Here is a 17,103-nt window from a genome sequence, read left to right on the forward strand (position 1 = left end):
GTTACGCCTCCTTTAGATAGATAAACATGCTTGAATAATGGCCTGCCTCATCGCGACACCATTTTCCATTTGTTTAAAGATTCTTGAACGGTTACTTTCAACTAAGCGTGAGTCGATCTCAACGCCTCGATTGACCGGTGCTGGGTGCATAATAATGTTGTTCTGTTTCATTTGTTTTTCTCGTTCAACGGTAAGACCGTATTGCTCCAGGTAATCATAATCTTCTGTGTAAAGTTTATGCCGTTCTTTTTGTACTCTTAACAACATCAGGACATCGGCATGTTTGACGGCTTCATCCATACTCAAATAGTCAAATGGTAGAGATTGATCTTGCCATTCAGGTTTGGATACAAAGGCAACCTTTGCACCCAGCCTGTCTAGCGCATAAGCATTGGACCTCGCCACACGGCTATGCAAAATATCACCGCATATGGCAACATTCAAGTTTTCAAATGAACCAAATTCCTGCTTAATCGTCAATAAATCTAATAGACTTTGAGTCGGATGCTCGCCCGTTCCGTCACCCGCATTGATAATCGGAATTAAAAGGTCTTGAAGCTCTTCGTAATACCGCTCATTTGGATGACGGATGACCACAAAATCTGCCCCAATAGCTTCGACTGTTTTAACCGTGTCATAAAGGGACTCACCCTTCGTGACACTAGAAGCCTCAGGTGAGAATGATAGAATATTCACACCTGAGTTGATACAGGCCATCTCAAAGCTCATTTTCGTGCGTGTCGATGGCTCGTAAAATAACAAGGCTGCAGTTTTGTTAAGGTAAGGATGATCCTGCTGTTTCTGTATTTTCTCAGCTTGTTCTAACAATCTTTGAATTTCGTCTGTCGATAAATCCTGTATCGATAATAGATTCAATTCATTCACCCTCTCATCAGCTAGCTTGGCGTTCTTCAGCGTCCGCTTCAAACATACGTTCACGATTCTCTGATGCTTTTTCTCTACCTGGTAAAACTAAATTTAAGAACACTCCGATGATGGCTGAGAGCGCCATACCTGATACTTGCAAGTCAAAGTTCGGCAATTGTACTTCGAGGTACAAACCACCAATCCCAATAATTAAAATGACGGATGCAATAATCAAGTTTCTGTTCTGTCCTAAATCAACATTATTATCTATTAACATTCTTAAACCACTCGATGCGATAATACCGAATAATAGAATGGACACACCGCCCATAACTGGCGTCGGGATTGATTCAATAACAACTGCGATAATGTCGATAAAGCCGAAGAAGATTGCTAGCACCGCAGCTCCTCCAATCACAAACACGCTAAATACTCTTGTAATCGCAAGGACACCAATGTTTTCACCGTACGTTGTATTTGGTGGTCCACCCAGCATCGACGCAATCACCGTCGCTACACCATCACCTAAGATTGAACGGTGTAGACCTGGTTTTTTAATAAAATTCTTTTCGGTTACTTTCGATAACACCATTTGGTCGCCAATATGCTCGGTAATTGTAACAAGAGCGATTGGAACCATGATCCCCACAATCGACCAGCTAATGACATCTAGTGGTGAGAAGTCGACAAATGGAATCAAGAATTCAGGTTTTGCGAAGACGGCTCCGAAAAACTCGCCGATAGAATTCGCATTCATCAATTCGCCCCAACTTGCTTTAATTCCTGATGTATCAACAACTCCTATGAGTAAGGCAAAAACATAACCAACGACTATCCCAATTAAAATCGGGATTATTTTCCAAATTCCTTTAAAGAAGACAGAAGCAACAATAGTAATCGTTAAGGTCAATAAAGCGATGCCAATGAACGTCAGACTATAATTCCCATCCGCGTCGTTCATCGCCATATCAATCGCTGTTGGCGCAAGTCCAAGACCGATGACCATAATCACCGGTCCAACGACAACTGGTGGTAATATATTGAGTAACCAATCGACACCAACTAACCTGATTAACAGCGCCACAACCCCGTAGACTATACCAACTAAGAAGGCCCCCACCATCGCACCGGCCAAGCTTTCAACTTGAGTCGCGATCGTAATCGGTGTAATAAACGCAAAACTTGAACCTAAATAAGCCGGAATTCTTCCTCTCGTAATTATTAAGTAACTGAGCGTTCCAAGACCACTCGTAATTAAAGCCACGCTTGGTGACATATTAGTTAAAAACGGTACTAAAATCGTCGCTCCAAACATTGCGAATAAGTGTTGTAAGCTTAAGATCAGCCACTTATTCCAACTCGGTACATCTCTTACGTCTAATACTTTCTCATTTGCGTTCATTTTTATCCCCCTAATCGTTTTACCCGCAGGTTTTTGAGCTTTATCAGCATGTTTTTCTAATTTACCTGCAGGTTTTTTGACTTTACACGCAGGTTTTAACATCCAATAAAAAAACCTCTTTGCGAAAGGTCGCAAAGAGGTATACTTGTGCATACTACGGCTCACAAGCTTACGTTCACAACCTTTCTAGCCTCGCTGGACTAAATTTAAAGGTTTAATATTTAATTATTCATAAATACTAACTTGATCCACTTCATCGGATTCCTCAAAATGCACTTTAATGACTTCATCTTGTGAGGTCGGAATATTTTTACCAACGTAATCAGCTCGAATCGGTAATTCACGGTGGCCGCGATCGACTAAGACTGCTAGTTGAATGTTCTTCGGCCTTCCTAAATCGATAACCGCGTCCATTGCTGCTCTTACTGTTCGCCCGGTATAAAGCACATCATCGACCAAAACGACTTTTTTGCCTGCGATATCTTGCTGGATATTAGTTTGATTCACCGTCGCCTCATCGACTGTGTCACGATTCGACAAATCATCACGGTACAACGAAATGTCTAACTCGCCTGTATCCACGGTGACATTTTCGATCTGCTCGATGTTTTTCTGAATTCGTTTTGCAAGCGGTAGACCTCGAGTCTTAATCCCAACTAGTATTAAGTCATCGGTTCCTTTGTTGCGCTCAATAATTTCGTGGGAGATCCGTTTAATCGCTCGCGCAATCGCTGCTTCGTCTAACAGTTGTGTCTTTTCATTCATAACACCCCTCCTCACTTACATAAAAAACCCTCTTTTGCCCACAAGGTGACAAAAGAGGGTTTAGATACACGAATCCCTAATTACCGATCTCATCGTCACCTTGTTAGCCTCTCTGGACTAAGCTTAAAGGTTTTTTATTCTAATTACTAATACTAAAAGCTTTTGCGAATAATGTCAATACAATTTTGCAACTTGGTCTAATGTTTCTTTAAAAATGTCAGGCGGTTCACTCGTAAAACTTATCTCTTCACCTGTCATCGGATGTGTGAACGCTAATTTTCTAGCATGTAAAGCCTGACCTTGTACGTCTAATGTTTTTCGGCGACCGTATTTTGGGTCACCTACTAATGGATGTTCAATATATTTGAAATGAACACGAATCTGATGCGTCCTTCCGGTTTCCAAATCGCAATAGACATGCGAAAATTGATCAAAACGCTCAACGACTGAAAAATGAGTCACGGCAGGCTTTCCGTTTTCGACGACTGCCATTTTCTGACGATCGTTAGGGTCGCGTCCTATTGGCGCATCAATCGTTGCCTTATCATGATCAATCCTGCCGTGAACAATCGCTTCGTATTGACGTTTTATGTCTTTGTGAGCTAATTGATCGGATAATCGCTCGTGCGCTTGATCATGTTTAGCGACGACCAAAAGTCCACTTGTATCCTTATCAATTCGATGAACGATCCCTGGCCGGTACACGCCATTTATTCCAGACAAATCATCGCAATGATAAAGCAACGCATGAACTAAAGTCCCTGTTCGGTGTCCATGCGACGGGTGAACGACCATGCCTTTTGCCTTATTAACAACTAACAAATGCTCATCTTCATACACAATATCAAGTGGAATATTCTCAGGTTCGATTTCAAGCTCTTGTACTTCTGGCTCTTCCCACTCGATGTGATTTCCTAATTGGCATTTATAGTTACTTTTAACGGTCTCACCGTCAACCAATACAAGGCCATCCTTAATCCAAGATTGCACCTGGCTTCTCGATGCATTTTCATTCAAATCCGTTAACACTTTATCGATCCTTTGATTTTGATAAGTTTCCGTAATTTCAAATTGTTGTTTACTCATTCGCATTCTTTCCCTTATTTTTCATTTCATCGATTAACATCATAACAATCACCAAAACAACACCCACCGTTAAAGCCGAATCTGCAATATTAAAAATTGGAAAATCATAAGCAAAAATCATCACATCAATAAAATCAATCACTTCTTGTAAAAAGACCCTATCAATAAAATTACCAATTGCTCCTCCTAATATAAACGCAAACCCAACCATCAACCATGGGTAACTATCTTTGTACAATTGCATGTAATAAATAATCACACCAATGACAATCACCGTAACAATATAAAACAACCACATCTGTCCTTCTAGAATCCCCCAAGCGGCTCCAGAATTTCGATGCGAAGTAATACTAAGAAAACCCGGTATCACCTCTTTTGATTCATAAAGCTTCATGGAACTGGCCACTGACCATTTCGTTAGTTGATCTAATATAATAATAATAAGTGTAATTATGTAATATCTCACTTCGCAACCTCCATTACAATCTATCCTATTGCATTTTACCACAAATTTTAAAATTAGACGATAAACAAAAAGAGCCCTGACCAAGTCAGGACTCTTTTCCTTATTAACCTACAATATCTGCGCAACGTTCGCATAAATCAGGCTGTTGTTCGTCTTTTCCGACGGAATGAGATGCAACCCAGCAACGTTGACATTTTTCACCTTCGTGTTTTTCAACGGCGACGGACACGCGTTCATACGATTTTGCTAAATTGTGACTTTCAGCTAGATCAACTTCTGATACGATTAAATACTGATGCAAGTGTTCCATGGATTCAAGGAGGTCCATGGTCGCTTCGTCTTTTGGAACAATCGTCACTTTAGCCTCTAATGATTTACCAATAACTTTATCTGCACGTGCTTCTTCAAGTGCTTTTAGGACGTCTTCACGGATTGCCATGAAGTCTTCCCATTTTTCTTTAATTGTTGCTTCGTGTTGTACGGTTCTTGCTTCAGGCATATCTGTGAGTTGAACGCTTTCTTCTTCAACCCCTGGGATATATTGGTAAGCTTCTTCTGTTGTATGAGACAGAATTGGAGACATTAACTTCGTTAAAGCAACGATCATTTCATGATAAACCGTTTGAATGCTGCGACGACGATGATCATCAGCTTTTTCGATATATAAAATATCTTTCGCAAAGTCGAGATAGAACGAGCTTAGATCAACGGTACAGAAATTGTTGATCGTATGATAAATCGTTGAGTAATCATAGTCATCATAAGCTTTACGTACTTTGCGAATTGTCTCTTGCAAACGAATAAGCATATAGCGATCGACTTCTTCTAGATCTGCTTCAGCTACAGCATCTTTTGCTGGGTCAAAATCGTGTAAGTTTCCGAGTAAGAAACGGAACGTATTACGGATCTTACGATAAACTTCTGCTACTTGTTTTAAAATATTATCTGATACACGTACGTCTCCTGAGTAATCCGTACTTGCTACCCATAAACGTAAAATGTCAGCCCCTAGCTGTTTCATGACCTTAGAAGGAACCATCACGTTACCAAGTGATTTACTCATTTTACGGCCTTCGCCATCTAGTGTGAAGCCGTGGCTTAAGATTCCTTTATAAGGTGATTTACCAGTGACAGCTACGGATGTTGTAAGTGATGAGTTAAACCAACCACGGTACTGATCAGAACCTTCTAAATATAAGTCAGCCGGACGATTTAAATCATCGCGTTCGACTAAGACGCCTTGGTGTGTGGAACCAGAGTCAAACCAAACATCCATGATGTCCGTTTCCTTAGTAAATTCACCATTCGGACTAGATGGGTGTGTGAACCCTTTAGGTAGTAAATCTTTTGGTTCATATTCGAACCAGACATTTGACCCGTGCTGTTTAAATAAGTTCGCAACATGATCAATCGTTTCTTCAGTAATAATTGGCTCGCCATTTTCACCATAAAATACTGGAATAGGCACACCCCAAACACGTTGACGAGAAATACACCAATCTTCACGGTCTTTAACCATGTTGTGCATACGAATCTCGCCCCAATGTGGGTGCCAGTTAACATCCTTAACTGCTTGTAGAAGTTCATCTCTGAAATCTTTTACTGATGCAAACCACTGAGATGTCGCACGGAAGATCGTTGGCTTTTTCGTACGCCAGTCATGTGGGTATGAGTGTGTCATGAATTCAAGCTTTAATAAAGCCCCTACTTCTTCTAACTTCTCTGTAATTTCTTTATTGGCTTTATCATAAAATTGCCCTTCAAAGCCAGGAGCTTCTTCTGTAAAGACCCCTTTTTCATTTACCGGACATAAGACATCTAACCCGTACTGTTTACCAATCCAGAAGTCATCCTCACCATGACCAGGTGCTGTGTGTACACATCCTGTACCTGATTCTGTTGTAACGTGATCACCTAAGATAACGAGTGAATCACGGTCGTAGAATGGATGCTTGGTAACGACACGTTCAAGCTCTTTACCTTGGAGAGTCTTCACGACTTCAGGGCTTTCCCATTCAGCTTTTTCAGATACTTCTTCCAATAAGTCTTGTGCAATCACGTATTTTGTACCTTGATTGTCAACGACAGCATATTCTAACTCCGGATGAACGGCAATCGCTAAGTTTGCCGGAATCGTCCAAGGTGTTGTCGTCCAGATAACGAACTTCTCATCGCCATCTAAGACACCGTTTCCGTCTGTAACATCAAATGAAACATAGATCGATGGTGAGCGTTTATCTTGATATTCGATTTCGGCTTCTGCTAAAGCTGATTCAGATGACGGAGACCAATAGACAGGTTTTTTCCCTTTATAAATATAGCCACGGTTCGCCATTTCGCCAAACACTCGAATTTGTTGAGCTTCAAATTCAGGGTTTAGTGTGATATATGGGTTTTCCCAATCCCCGCGAACACCTAATTGCTTGAACTGTTCACGCTGACGGTCAATTTGATCAAGCGCATACTCTTCGCAAAGCTTTCTAAACTCAGCGACACTCATTTTTTTACGGTCAATTTTTTTCTTTTTCGTTAAAGCGACTTCAATCGGTAGACCGTGTGTGTCCCAGCCAGGTACATACGGCGCGTGGAAACCTGCCATGGATTTATAGCGCACGATAAAGTCTTTTAAAATCTTGTTTAGCGCATGGCCCATGTGTAAATCACCATTCGCATATGGCGGTCCATCGTGTAGTACAAATAACGGACGGCCTTTCGTGCGATCTTGAACTTTTTGATAAATGTTTTCGTCATCCCAATGCTGCTGCATTTCGGGTTCGCGTTTCGGTAAATTACCGCGCATTGGAAATTCGGTCTTCGGCATCAATAGCGTTTCCTTATAACTCATCTAAATCCTCCTTTAATCATTAACGTTCGGTTGTTTACGGAAAACGAGATAAAAAAAGAGCCTTCTCAATTCCCAAACAGGGACGAGAAAGCTCGCGGTACCACCCTCATTGAGTAGCTCTAATAGCCACTCCACTTAACATTCTTAACGTGAATGAACCGTCCTTTTTTACTGCTTTCAAAAAGGAACTCCGGGATGATCTTCCCTAAAAGGTCGCTACCAGGCTCACACCATCCCTGGCTCGCTTAAAACGTTGGTCTTTTAAGTACTGTTCCCATCTTCGTTTTCAAACATATGATTATTCTTATACGATATGAAATTATATGGAAAAATGCGATTACAGTCAAGAGATTTTATTCAGAAGTTGAATATTCATCTAAACGTTGATCTTCTTCCTCTTCTTCTCCTGTTTCAATTTGGAATAAATCTTCCCAATCATCATTATCAATAATATCGAGTTGTGCTTCAACTAACATCTTCAAACGCGTACGGAAAACTTTCGCTTGTTTCTTAAGCTCTTCGATTTCCATCGAGACCGTGCGTGATTTAGCTAAAGCTTCATTAACGATGCGATCGGCATTCTTTTCCGCTTCTTTAATGATTAGCTTCGCTTCTTTATTCGCGTTGTTTTTAACTTCGTCAGCTGTTTCCTGCGCAACTAGTATAGAACGATTTAACGTCTCTTCTATGTTATTAAAATGACCATTTTTCTCTTCTAGTTCAGCCACACGGTCTTCTAGAGCCTTTTTCTCACGAATAACCTTTTCAAAATCTTTAATGACTTGATCTAGAAACTCATTTACTTCATCTTCATCATAGCCACGAAAGCCTCTAGTAAATTCCTTATTATGAATATCCAATGGTGTTAAACCCATCTTTTAGCCCCCTTTTAGTACTCATACGTCGCAAGATATATAAACATATTCGACAATAAAATATAAAATCCTGCAAAGTTTTCTATATTAACTTAGCAGCACGAATTCTTATTTTACCTTTTTTCGTTTCTCCTAAAATATCTAACAATTTACTTCGACCCTTTGTACGAACGGAGATTAAATCACCAGGCTGTAAAGTAAAAGAAGCATCTTTGACAACTCGGTAGTTAACTTTGACTGCTTCTTTCTTGATATAATCTTGGGCTTTCTGTCTAGAGATTTGATAAATGTCTTTTAAGATCACATCTAATCTCGTCGACGAAACGGTGGTTTCTCGTTCTGCCCAATGATGGTCTTGTTTGGTGATATGATCTAAAGAAACGTCTTTTAATGTTATCGACGTATTTTTTATTTTTGTTAACTGCATTTGGATAAAAATCGCAATTTCTTCGTCAATCAAAATTTGAAAGACACCGTCATCTACGATTAAGTCCCCAATCTTCTTCCGTTGGATCCCTAATGACATTAAGGTACCTAAGACATCTCGGTGAGATAAGTTAACAAACTTTTGGTTATATGTTCCCTCTAATAGTGTGATATGAAACTGATCATTTTCTACTGATTCATAAAATGGGGCAAGGATGGCTTTCTTTCTTTCGGCCTGTCCATATCCACCATAAAATAAAAGCTGCATATCACTTTGCTTACCTATAATAGATTCAAAAATCGTTTGTTCTCTAGGATCCAAAAAATCAGTGACAACTGTTTTATATTGAACGTCAACTTGTTCTTTCCAATCTAAAGCTTGATCAATAAACGATTGTTCTTCTGGTCTAAAGTGCTGATAAATATCCATGTATTCCCTCACTTACAATTAGAACATACTAAAAAATAATACTTGTGCACCCTGAACAGCTAAGTTAAGAACTAAAATAGCAACAATTGGTGAAATATCAATCATACCTAAAGGTGGAATGATTTTTCTAAACGGCTCTAAGAATGGCTCGCAAATAGAACTTAAAAATTGTCCGATTGACGATTCACGAGCTCCAGGGAACCAAGACATTATAATGTAAGCAATTAATGCAAATGAATAGATTTGTAACCCATTAATGATAATCATCGCTATAAATTCCATTTTTCAACAACCTACCTTCTAAATTGTTCTTCTTCATCAAATAGTTCTGTGATATTGCCCGATATATTAACGTGTTCTGGTGTGCATAAAAATGTTTGTTGTCCTAGTTTTTGTATATTGCCATTTAATGCATAGACTGTCCCACTTAAGAAATCGACGACGCGACGGCCTGTTTGTGTATCAAGGCGCTGTAAGTTCACGACAATTGACTGCCGTTTTTTCAAATAGTCCGCCATATTCTGCGTTTCATCATATTCGGTCGGTTCGCACAAGACCATTTTCGCATCATTTTGTACAGATGATAGACTTACTATATTATCTTTATTCTGTTTAGATTGCTGAACCGCTCGTTCTTCAGAATGCGGACGTTCAGAATGTGTTGCTTCTTCTACTTCCTCATATTCATCGAATTCAAAAAATGATTTGAATTTATCTTTAAATCCCATGATTTAGCCTCCTTAATTCTTTTTCTCATTCCCAACTAGGCTAGATCCAACTCTGATATGAGTCGCTCCCTCTTCTATGGCAATTTCAAAGTCCTGACTCATTCCCATTGATAAATATGTACATGGCGCGTGTGAAAATTGTTGACTCTGGATATGATCACGCATTTCCCGTAAAGACCTAAAACAATTCCGTATAACAGTCTCATCTTCCGTTAACGGCGCCATCGTCATTAAGCCAATAACTTTAATATTAGGATACAATTTCATTTTTTCAATAAAAGATTCAAGTTCATCTGGGTCTAACCCATGCTTGGATTCTTCTCCGCCAGTGTTAACTTGGACAAAGCATGGAACTATTTGATCGGCACGTTTATTAATTTCCTTTGCGAGTGATGGCCGGTCAAGTGAATGAATATAATCAACATAATGAATGACTTCTTTTACTTTGCGAGATTGCAATGTTCCAATGAAATGCCACGTAACGTTATTTCCAATCGATTCATACTTTTTGAAAAAGCCGTCTAAACGATTTTCTCCTAAATGCTTAATACCCAAGTCAACAGCCTTTTGGGCAGTTTCAACAGAGACATATTTCGTGACTGCAATAACTTGTATATCTTCAGCATGGCGGTTCGACCTTTCACATGCAAGTCGAATACGCTCGTTAAGATTTTCATATCGATTTTGTAAAGTCATACTCCATCCCCTCGGCTGCATCTTTTAGTTCATTCATTAATTTTAATAAATGCCATCATTCTTCCGGTTATACCATGGTCCCTTCTATGTGAAAAGAATAGATCTTCATCACGATAAGTACAATATTCTGTGATATGAATGTTCGCTTCTTTAACACCAGCATCGACCAAATATCTGAAGTTTAACCGCTTTAAATCTAATTGAGCATGACCATCAGAAGTAGGTGTTAATACCTCATGATGAATCGTTTCCGGAATATGATCGATGACACGCTGGTCGATTTCATAATGCTCTTTCGATATGCAAGGACCAATCACGACTTCAAGGTTTTCAGGACTAGCCCCTTTTTCTTTAAATCGCTTCGTCATATGAGTGCCAATTTCTTGCACAGTACCTTTCCAACCCGCATGGGCAATTCCGACCCAATTGGAATCTTTTGATTTAAATAATAATGGTACACAGTCAGCATAAAAAGCCGTTAAAACATGTGTGGGTTCATTCGTAATTAATCCGTCAGCATCTACTTTTGGTTGCTCGTGATGATAAAGTGTTAAATCAGGTTCTTCTGATAAATCTATAATATCACGACTATGTACTTGATTTAAGGACTTCCATTCCATTAAATCACACTGAATCCACTCACTAAAATTCTTTCGATTAAGTAAGACATCTTCTCGGTTGTCCTGAACGTGAATACCTAAATTCATAGAATCATATGGCGATTTGCTATAACCACCTTTTCTAATCGAAAAACCTGCTGTTATGGGGGAGTGATCCCAAGGTTTAATTCTTAAAAATTTGTTTTGTTCTAATTCTAGTACGTCCACAAGAATCGCTCCTTAATTGTTACCCCTTATTTTATCATAATTCGTAGTCTTTTTCTTCATAAATCTTTACTCTAAACGTTGTTGGACTCTTGGCATTCTAACTAATATAACATCTTCACCAATCGTATCAATATGGGCCCATCTAATTAAAATTTCTTCCTCTTGACCGAACACCCCAAACCATTTGCCTTTCGTTTGAACAACAAGCGCTAAGATCACGCCTACGGTTACATCTAATTCTAGGTCATTAATAAAACCTATCTTTTCGCCATTTTCTACATTAATAATATCTTTCGTTTGAAGCTCAGATAATAGCATGAAAAATCACCCCTTTGTCATACATAATATGAGAAAACATAAAAAAATAGCCCCTGAAATCAGAGGCTATTGTGATTAGCTTTCTAACACATTTTTATTCATTTCTTTTATTGCTGACTTTTCTAAACGGGATACTTGTGCTTGAGAAATCCCAATTTCATCGGCGACTTCCATTTGCGTTTTTCCTTCAAAGAAGCGTTGGTTAATGATTAGCTTCTCACGATCGTTCAACCCTTTAATGCCTTCACGTATCGCTAAGTCGTTAATCCAAGATGAATCTTTTTGTTTCTCATCTTTTAATTGATCCAAAACGAAAATTGGATCACTGCCATCATTGTAAATTGGTTCAAATAATGACACGGGATCCTGAATCGCATCGAGTGCGAATACGACATCCTCCTGTGGCACGTCCATCTCTTGAGCAATCTCTTGAGTCGTAGGTTCTGTTGACGTTTTACTCATCAGTTGCTCTTTAACTTGTAAAGCTTTATAAGCAATATCTCTTAAAGAGCGCGAAACACGTATTGGGTTATTATCTCGTAAATAACGTCTAATCTCCCCAATAATCATCGGTACTGCATATGTTGAAAACTTCACATTTTGACTTAAATCAAAATTATCAATGGATTTCATTAAACCAATACATCCGACCTGAAACAGGTCATCGACATTCTCTCCACGATGATTAAAACGTTTAATGACACTCAATACTAATCTTAAATTACCATTCACTAACTCTTCTCTTGCATCTAACTCTCCAGCTTGCATTCTTCTAAATAATTCACGCATTTCCTCGTTTGTTAATACTGGTAACTTTGATGTATCAACACCGCATATTTCAACTTTATGTCTCGACATATGTGCCCCTCCCGTTTGGAGATGATGTTCAGTTTAAAGTTTCTCCAGTACGGGATTTTTTATGCGGTTTATATCATTTTCAAAATATTATATTTGTATTGATTATTTAACAAAAAACACAAAAATCCGTTAAACAATAGGCTTTACAAACTATACCATTTTATTAAATTCGCGTTTTAATCGGCGAATAATTTTTTTCTCCAAGCGAGAAATATAAGATTGAGATATTCCTAATTGCTCAGCTACATCTTTTTGTGTTTGTTCTTTATTTCCGCTAAGACCAAAACGCATTTCCATAATTTGTTTTTCGCGGCCATTCAAAGTTGATAATGCCGATTTTAGTAAGTTTTTATCAACAGACAGGTCTAAATCTTTTGTAATGATATTTTCATCAGTACCTAAAACATCTGATAGTAACAACTCATTGCCATCCCAATCAACATTTAACGGTTCATCAAAAGAAATCTCCGTCTTACGCTTGTTGTTTCGCCTTAAGTACATCAGTATTTCGTTCTCTATGCACCTTGAAGCATACGTTGCTAACTTAATATTCTTCTCAGGATTAAAAGTGTTAACAGCTTTAATTAACCCGATTGAACCTATACTAATTAAGTCTTCAATATGAATACCGGTATTTTCAAACTTTTTCGCTATATAAACCACAAGTCTTAAATTATGTTCAATTAACTTAGATTTTGCTTTTGGGTCACCTTCCTTGACTCGGTCAAGCATCTCTTTCTCTTCTTCTTTGGACAGTGGTGGCGGTAGTGCCTCACTTCCACCAATGTAATAGATTTCATCTGGATCGCCTTTTATTTTTATAATAATCGATAAGAAAAATGATTTTATATGATACCAAACTCGCTTCATCAAATTACTCCTTTCACATGTTGTACTTTTGTATTTTTCGACTGTAATAACAATGGATGTAGTAAACAGTTGTATGTTATTCTGTTAGAGAACTCTCCAAAGTGAATGCCCACATACACTCTTTTTGTCATGTGCATATATTGATTTACTCGAATACCGACATGTTGAATTTGAAAAACTGGGATTGTATCTTGTTCACCTCCGGCCATTTTGAGTGGTATATATTCAACTTGTAATGCTTCGTCATACGTGGCATCCTTTTGCTTTAACCTATTTATTTTTTTATCACCAAACCAATCAACTCCCGTTTGTTCATCAATGAGCATAATCGGTTTTTGGGTTAACGGATGTGTTAACTGGTTTCCTGTGTCATAAAATCCTTTCAAATGGAACTTTCTGTTTGAATCCAACTGAACGACCACATCATAAAGTTGTTCGTGACGCAATTTGATGACGGATAAGTAATGAAGTCGGTCCTTCGTAAACCATAAAAAGATTGGAAATCCGATTAGGACAAAAATCCAACTGACTAAATTTCCGTATGCTATATGGTTTAGCCAGGGCAAGGACACTTCTTGCGACTGAAGTATGTAATGTAAGCCAAATAAGCCACCTCCAATCGTGAAATTGACTAAATAAAAGCTAAAAAAATACGTTATGAATCGACTTATATTTATAAAACGAAAAGCGATTAATATGATCCCGAAGGAGTACACTAGTTTAACGATTGGAAAATTAAGCCAGTCCAAAGCGGGAACAAATGACAAAGGAATAATTAATGAGGCAAAAAAGCTCGCAATAAAAATTCTTTTATGCGAAAACGGCATGCGTGATAACCAGCCCACAACGAGCAAAACTAACCAATCAAATAATAGATTTAGTGCCCAAATTAAATCGAGATAGATTTGCACATTCGTCATCCTTAATAGAACTAAATCTTTTAGTTATATTAAAGTATAAAAAAGAAGGCCGAAAAATTATGTCAATTTTTCGGCCTTTTTTACATCTAATTTTGCAATGTTTTGTCATGATTGAGCATAACTAAAAAAATAAACCTGAGAGCTAGTGCTCACAGGTTTACTAATTAATTAATGATCACGATTACGATTTCGAAGGAACGTTGGAATATCTAATGTATCTTCTTCTAATGAAGGACGACGCGTCGTCGATGATGTTTCTTGTCTGCTTTGTTGTTGTTGATTTTGATTTTTATTGAAAGATGGATTTGAAGCAGGTCTTTGTTGATAAGTTTGATTACTTTCTTCTTTCTTGTTTTCATCAAAACCAGTCGCAATAACTGTTACAACAATCTCATCTTTAAGGTTTTCATTAATGACGGAACCAAAGATCACATTAACTTCCTGATCAGCTGCTGATGTAACAATCTCAGCTGCTTCTTGTACTTCAAATAGGCTGAGGTTCGCTCCACCAGAGATGTTCATGAGAACACCATGTGCACCATCAATAGATGTTTCTAATAGCGGAGATGAAATAGCTTTCTTCGCAGCTTCGGTAGCTCGGTTTTCACCAGTAGCTAATCCGATTCCCATCAATGCAGAGCCTTTATCAGCCATAATCGTTTTAACGTCTGCAAAGTCAACGTTTATCAGACCAGGTACAGCAATTAAATCAGATATGCCTTGTACACCTTGACGCAGAACATTATCTGCTTCACGGAATGCTTCAAGCATTGGTGTATTTTTATCAACGATCTCAAGTAAGCGGTCGTTTGGAATGACGATTAGCGTATCAACATTTTCTTTTAGCTCATCGACACCGTTTGTTGCTTGAGATGAACGCTTACGACCTTCAAATAGGAATGGACGTGTCACAACACCTACCGTTAGTGCATTAATTTCTTTTGCGATTTGTGCAATTACAGGAGCAGCACCTGTACCTGTTCCACCGCCCATACCAGCAGTAACAAAGACCATATCTGCACCTTGTAGCGCTTCTTCGATCTGTTCTTTGCTTTCTTCAGCGGCTTTTTTACCAACATCTGGATTAGCGCCTGCACCTAGTCCTCTTGTTAATTTTTCACCTATTTGAAGCTTCGTTTCAGCTTTTGATAGATTAAGAGCTTGTGCATCTGTATTAACAGCTATGAATTCAACACCTTGTACACCGTGTTCAATCATTCGATTAACGGCGTTTGAACCACCGCCTCCGCAGCCGATGACTTTTATTTTAGCTAATTGATCTACATTTGATTCAAAATCTAACATCTTTTGTTCCTCCTATTGTTTCAAATTCATCATTTCTGCTTCTGTGAAGGAATCACTCTTGATTAATCGAAAAAGTAATTCTGTAATCGTTTAACTAAGTTTTCTTTATCTTTGGAGCGTGTTTTCTCTTTCTCGTTTTTCGGTTTAGCTTCAACTTTAGTTTTCTGATTTGATTTAGGTGCTGAATGAGTATCAGCACTTATTCCGCTTACATATTCTTTACCTTGTATTTTCGCATTACGATAGGCAAATTGCAAGGTACCTAGACCAACGGTAAAATGGGGTTCCCTTACACCGATATGTGTTGGAACTGACAACCGTACATTGGTTTGTAATATATCTCTTGCCAAGTCTTCAACTCCAGGTAAGCTCATGACTCCACCCGTTAATACATAACCTCCTGGTAAGTCTCTAAAACCCATTCGTCTAAATTCTTGTTGGACGAAATGATAAATCTCAGCAAGTCTTGCTTCTATAATTTCTGTAATCTGAACTTGATTAAATGTCTGCTTCTCTTTACTTCCAATAGTCGTAACATTAAACGTATTTTCTTCCATCGCATCTTTTAAGTAAGCATGTCCAAAGTCTTGTTTAATGACTTCAGCTTCTTCTGTCGTTGTTTTCATTCCGATGGATAAATCTTTCGTAATATTGTCTCCACCTAATGGGATAACCGATGTTTCAACAAGATTTCCATCAATAAAAGCTGAAACCGTTGTGCTCCCTGCACCAATATTGACTAGTCCAACACCTAAGTTTTTCTCATCCGGTGATAATGCCACATCACCAGAAGCTAGTGGTTGAAGGCAGATATCTTGTACTTGCAACCCTGCCCTTTCAACACATTTTAAGATATTATGTAAATTTGTTCGGCCACAAGTAATTAACGTACCTTGCATTTCTAAACGAACACCAATCATACCTCTTGGGTCCGTTATCTCATCTTGTCCATCAACTATAAATTGTTTTGGATAAACATCCACAATTTCTCTTTCAGGAGGAATGGACATGACCTGAGATGCTTCGATCACGCGTTGGATATCTTCATCAGCAATTTCTCTTGTTTCACTGGAAACTGCTACGACTCCATGACAATCCTGTAAATCAATATGACTACCATTAATGCTAACAATCACACTACGGATTTCCATATCCACCATGCGTTCTGCTTGATCAACTGCATTTTGTATCGAATGAACAGTTTGATCGATATCAACGATCGCACCTTTTTTCATTCCTTTTGATTCTGCTACTCCGACACCGATAACATTCATGGTATCTTTTGAAACTTCCCCAATGATTACTTTGATTTTGGAAGTACCGATATCTAGACTGACTAATATTTCACTACGATTCAACATTCGCACCTCCGACTAAGGCATCTACAAGTTGTATTCCTTATACACTATTTCCATATAA

Annotated in this window: 18 protein-coding genes and 1 other annotated feature; all 18 genes read right to left on the reverse strand. The window is 38.4% G+C overall.

Annotated elements, in window-relative coordinates:
* Positions 1 to 12: 12 nt before the first annotated feature.
* Positions 13 to 876, reverse strand: a complete 864-nt coding sequence (locus EDC24_RS04665; RefSeq protein ID WP_124220141.1) for an aspartate carbamoyltransferase catalytic subunit — start codon at positions 874 to 876, stop codon at positions 13 to 15.
* Between the two features lie 16 nt (positions 877 to 892).
* On the reverse strand, positions 893 to 2,269 hold the full coding sequence (locus EDC24_RS04670) for a uracil-xanthine permease family protein (RefSeq protein ID WP_124220143.1): 1,377 nt from the start codon (positions 2,267 to 2,269) through the stop codon (positions 893 to 895).
* 225 nt (positions 2,270 to 2,494) lie between these two features.
* Positions 2,495 to 3,034: a bifunctional pyr operon transcriptional regulator/uracil phosphoribosyltransferase PyrR gene (pyrR, locus tag EDC24_RS04675; RefSeq protein WP_124220144.1), complete on the reverse strand. Its 540-nt coding sequence runs from the start codon at positions 3,032 to 3,034 to the stop codon at positions 2,495 to 2,497.
* Between the two features lie 174 nt (positions 3,035 to 3,208).
* Positions 3,209 to 4,120, reverse strand: coding sequence for an RluA family pseudouridine synthase (locus EDC24_RS04680; protein WP_124220146.1), 912 nt, complete (start codon positions 4,118 to 4,120; stop codon positions 3,209 to 3,211).
* Positions 4,113 to 4,586: a signal peptidase II gene (gene lspA / locus EDC24_RS04685; protein WP_124220147.1), complete on the reverse strand. Its 474-nt coding sequence runs from the start codon at positions 4,584 to 4,586 to the stop codon at positions 4,113 to 4,115. The genes EDC24_RS04680 and lspA overlap by 8 nt, the downstream gene beginning before the upstream one ends.
* 103 nt (positions 4,587 to 4,689) lie before the next feature.
* Complete coding sequence (gene ileS / locus EDC24_RS04690) at positions 4,690 to 7,431, reverse strand: isoleucine--tRNA ligase (RefSeq protein ID WP_124220149.1); 2,742 nt, start codon at positions 7,429 to 7,431, stop codon at positions 4,690 to 4,692.
* Positions 7,432 to 7,506: 75 nt separating this feature from the next.
* Positions 7,507 to 7,721 (reverse strand) — a binding site (T-box leader).
* Positions 7,722 to 7,784: 63 nt separating this feature from the next.
* The gene (locus EDC24_RS04695; RefSeq protein WP_124220151.1) at positions 7,785 to 8,306 is read right to left on the reverse strand and encodes a DivIVA domain-containing protein; all 522 of its coding nucleotides are present in this window, start codon (positions 8,304 to 8,306) and stop codon (positions 7,785 to 7,787) included.
* Positions 8,307 to 8,388: 82 nt separating this feature from the next.
* On the reverse strand, positions 8,389 to 9,162 hold the full coding sequence (locus EDC24_RS04700; RefSeq protein WP_124220152.1) for a YlmH family RNA-binding protein: 774 nt from the start codon (positions 9,160 to 9,162) through the stop codon (positions 8,389 to 8,391).
* A gap of 18 nt (positions 9,163 to 9,180) precedes the next feature.
* Positions 9,181 to 9,444, reverse strand: a complete 264-nt coding sequence (locus EDC24_RS04705; protein WP_124220154.1) for a YggT family protein — start codon at positions 9,442 to 9,444, stop codon at positions 9,181 to 9,183.
* Positions 9,445 to 9,455: 11 nt separating this feature from the next.
* Positions 9,456 to 9,890 carry a cell division protein SepF gene (locus EDC24_RS04710; RefSeq protein ID WP_124220156.1) on the reverse strand — a complete coding sequence of 145 codons (435 nt, stop codon included), beginning with the start codon at positions 9,888 to 9,890 and terminating at the stop codon, positions 9,456 to 9,458.
* A gap of 12 nt (positions 9,891 to 9,902) precedes the next feature.
* On the reverse strand, positions 9,903 to 10,586 hold the full coding sequence (locus EDC24_RS04715; protein WP_124220157.1) for a YggS family pyridoxal phosphate-dependent enzyme: 684 nt from the start codon (positions 10,584 to 10,586) through the stop codon (positions 9,903 to 9,905).
* Positions 10,587 to 10,615: 29 nt separating this feature from the next.
* A complete protein-coding gene (pgeF, locus tag EDC24_RS04720; protein WP_124220159.1) occupies positions 10,616 to 11,413 on the reverse strand; it encodes a peptidoglycan editing factor PgeF in 798 nt (265 codons plus the stop codon).
* Between the two features lie 66 nt (positions 11,414 to 11,479).
* Entirely contained in the window at positions 11,480 to 11,731 is a 252-nt protein-coding gene (locus EDC24_RS04725) for a YlmC/YmxH family sporulation protein (protein ID WP_124220160.1), read from the reverse strand.
* A 75-nt stretch (positions 11,732 to 11,806) separates the two neighbouring features.
* Positions 11,807 to 12,589, reverse strand: a complete 783-nt coding sequence (sigG, locus tag EDC24_RS04730; RefSeq protein WP_124220162.1) for an RNA polymerase sporulation sigma factor SigG — start codon at positions 12,587 to 12,589, stop codon at positions 11,807 to 11,809.
* 150 nt (positions 12,590 to 12,739) lie between these two features.
* Positions 12,740 to 13,459: an RNA polymerase sporulation sigma factor SigE gene (sigE, locus tag EDC24_RS04735; RefSeq protein ID WP_124220164.1), complete on the reverse strand. Its 720-nt coding sequence runs from the start codon at positions 13,457 to 13,459 to the stop codon at positions 12,740 to 12,742.
* Positions 13,459 to 14,379 carry a sigma-E processing peptidase SpoIIGA gene (spoIIGA, locus tag EDC24_RS04740; protein WP_124220165.1) on the reverse strand — a complete coding sequence of 307 codons (921 nt, stop codon included), beginning with the start codon at positions 14,377 to 14,379 and terminating at the stop codon, positions 13,459 to 13,461. The genes sigE and spoIIGA overlap by 1 nt, the downstream gene beginning before the upstream one ends.
* Before the next feature lie 168 nt (positions 14,380 to 14,547).
* Positions 14,548 to 15,684, reverse strand: a complete 1,137-nt coding sequence (ftsZ, locus tag EDC24_RS04745; protein WP_124220167.1) for a cell division protein FtsZ — start codon at positions 15,682 to 15,684, stop codon at positions 14,548 to 14,550.
* Positions 15,685 to 15,746: 62 nt separating this feature from the next.
* Entirely contained in the window at positions 15,747 to 17,042 is a 1,296-nt protein-coding gene (gene ftsA / locus EDC24_RS04750; RefSeq protein WP_124220393.1) for a cell division protein FtsA, read from the reverse strand.
* Positions 17,043 to 17,103: the final 61 nt, after the last annotated feature.

The organism is Aquisalibacillus elongatus (genome assembly GCF_003843875.1).
GTDB classification, from domain to species: Bacteria; Bacillota; Bacilli; order Bacillales; family Alkalibacillaceae; genus Aquisalibacillus; species Aquisalibacillus elongatus.

Coding starts and splice junctions, on each gene's coding strand:
- EDC24_RS04695 (WP_124220151.1), bottom strand. CDS start 8,306: ATGGGTTTAACACCATTGGATATTCATAATAAGGAATTTACTAGAGGC.
- pyrR (WP_124220144.1), bottom strand. CDS start 3,034: ATGAATGAAAAGACACAACTGTTAGACGAAGCAGCGATTGCGCGAGCG.
- EDC24_RS04680 (WP_124220146.1), bottom strand. CDS start 4,120: ATGAGTAAACAACAATTTGAAATTACGGAAACTTATCAAAATCAAAGG.
- EDC24_RS04670 (WP_124220143.1), bottom strand. CDS start 2,269: ATGAACGCAAATGAGAAAGTATTAGACGTAAGAGATGTACCGAGTTGG.
- spoIIGA (WP_124220165.1), bottom strand. CDS start 14,379: ATGACGAATGTGCAAATCTATCTCGATTTAATTTGGGCACTAAATCTA.
- EDC24_RS04700 (WP_124220152.1), bottom strand. CDS start 9,162: ATGGATATTTATCAGCACTTTAGACCAGAAGAACAATCGTTTATTGAT.
- ftsZ (WP_124220167.1), bottom strand. CDS start 15,684: ATGTTAGATTTTGAATCAAATGTAGATCAATTAGCTAAAATAAAAGTC.
- EDC24_RS04725 (WP_124220160.1), bottom strand. CDS start 11,731: ATGCTATTATCTGAGCTTCAAACGAAAGATATTATTAATGTAGAAAAT.
- sigE (WP_124220164.1), bottom strand. CDS start 13,459: ATGAAGCGAGTTTGGTATCATATAAAATCATTTTTCTTATCGATTATT.
- EDC24_RS04705 (WP_124220154.1), bottom strand. CDS start 9,444: ATGGAATTTATAGCGATGATTATCATTAATGGGTTACAAATCTATTCA.
- EDC24_RS04710 (WP_124220156.1), bottom strand. CDS start 9,890: ATGGGATTTAAAGATAAATTCAAATCATTTTTTGAATTCGATGAATAT.
- sigG (WP_124220162.1), bottom strand. CDS start 12,589: ATGTCGAGACATAAAGTTGAAATATGCGGTGTTGATACATCAAAGTTA.
- ileS (WP_124220149.1), bottom strand. CDS start 7,431: ATGAGTTATAAGGAAACGCTATTGATGCCGAAGACCGAATTTCCAATG.
- EDC24_RS04715 (WP_124220157.1), bottom strand. CDS start 10,586: ATGACTTTACAAAATCGATATGAAAATCTTAACGAGCGTATTCGACTT.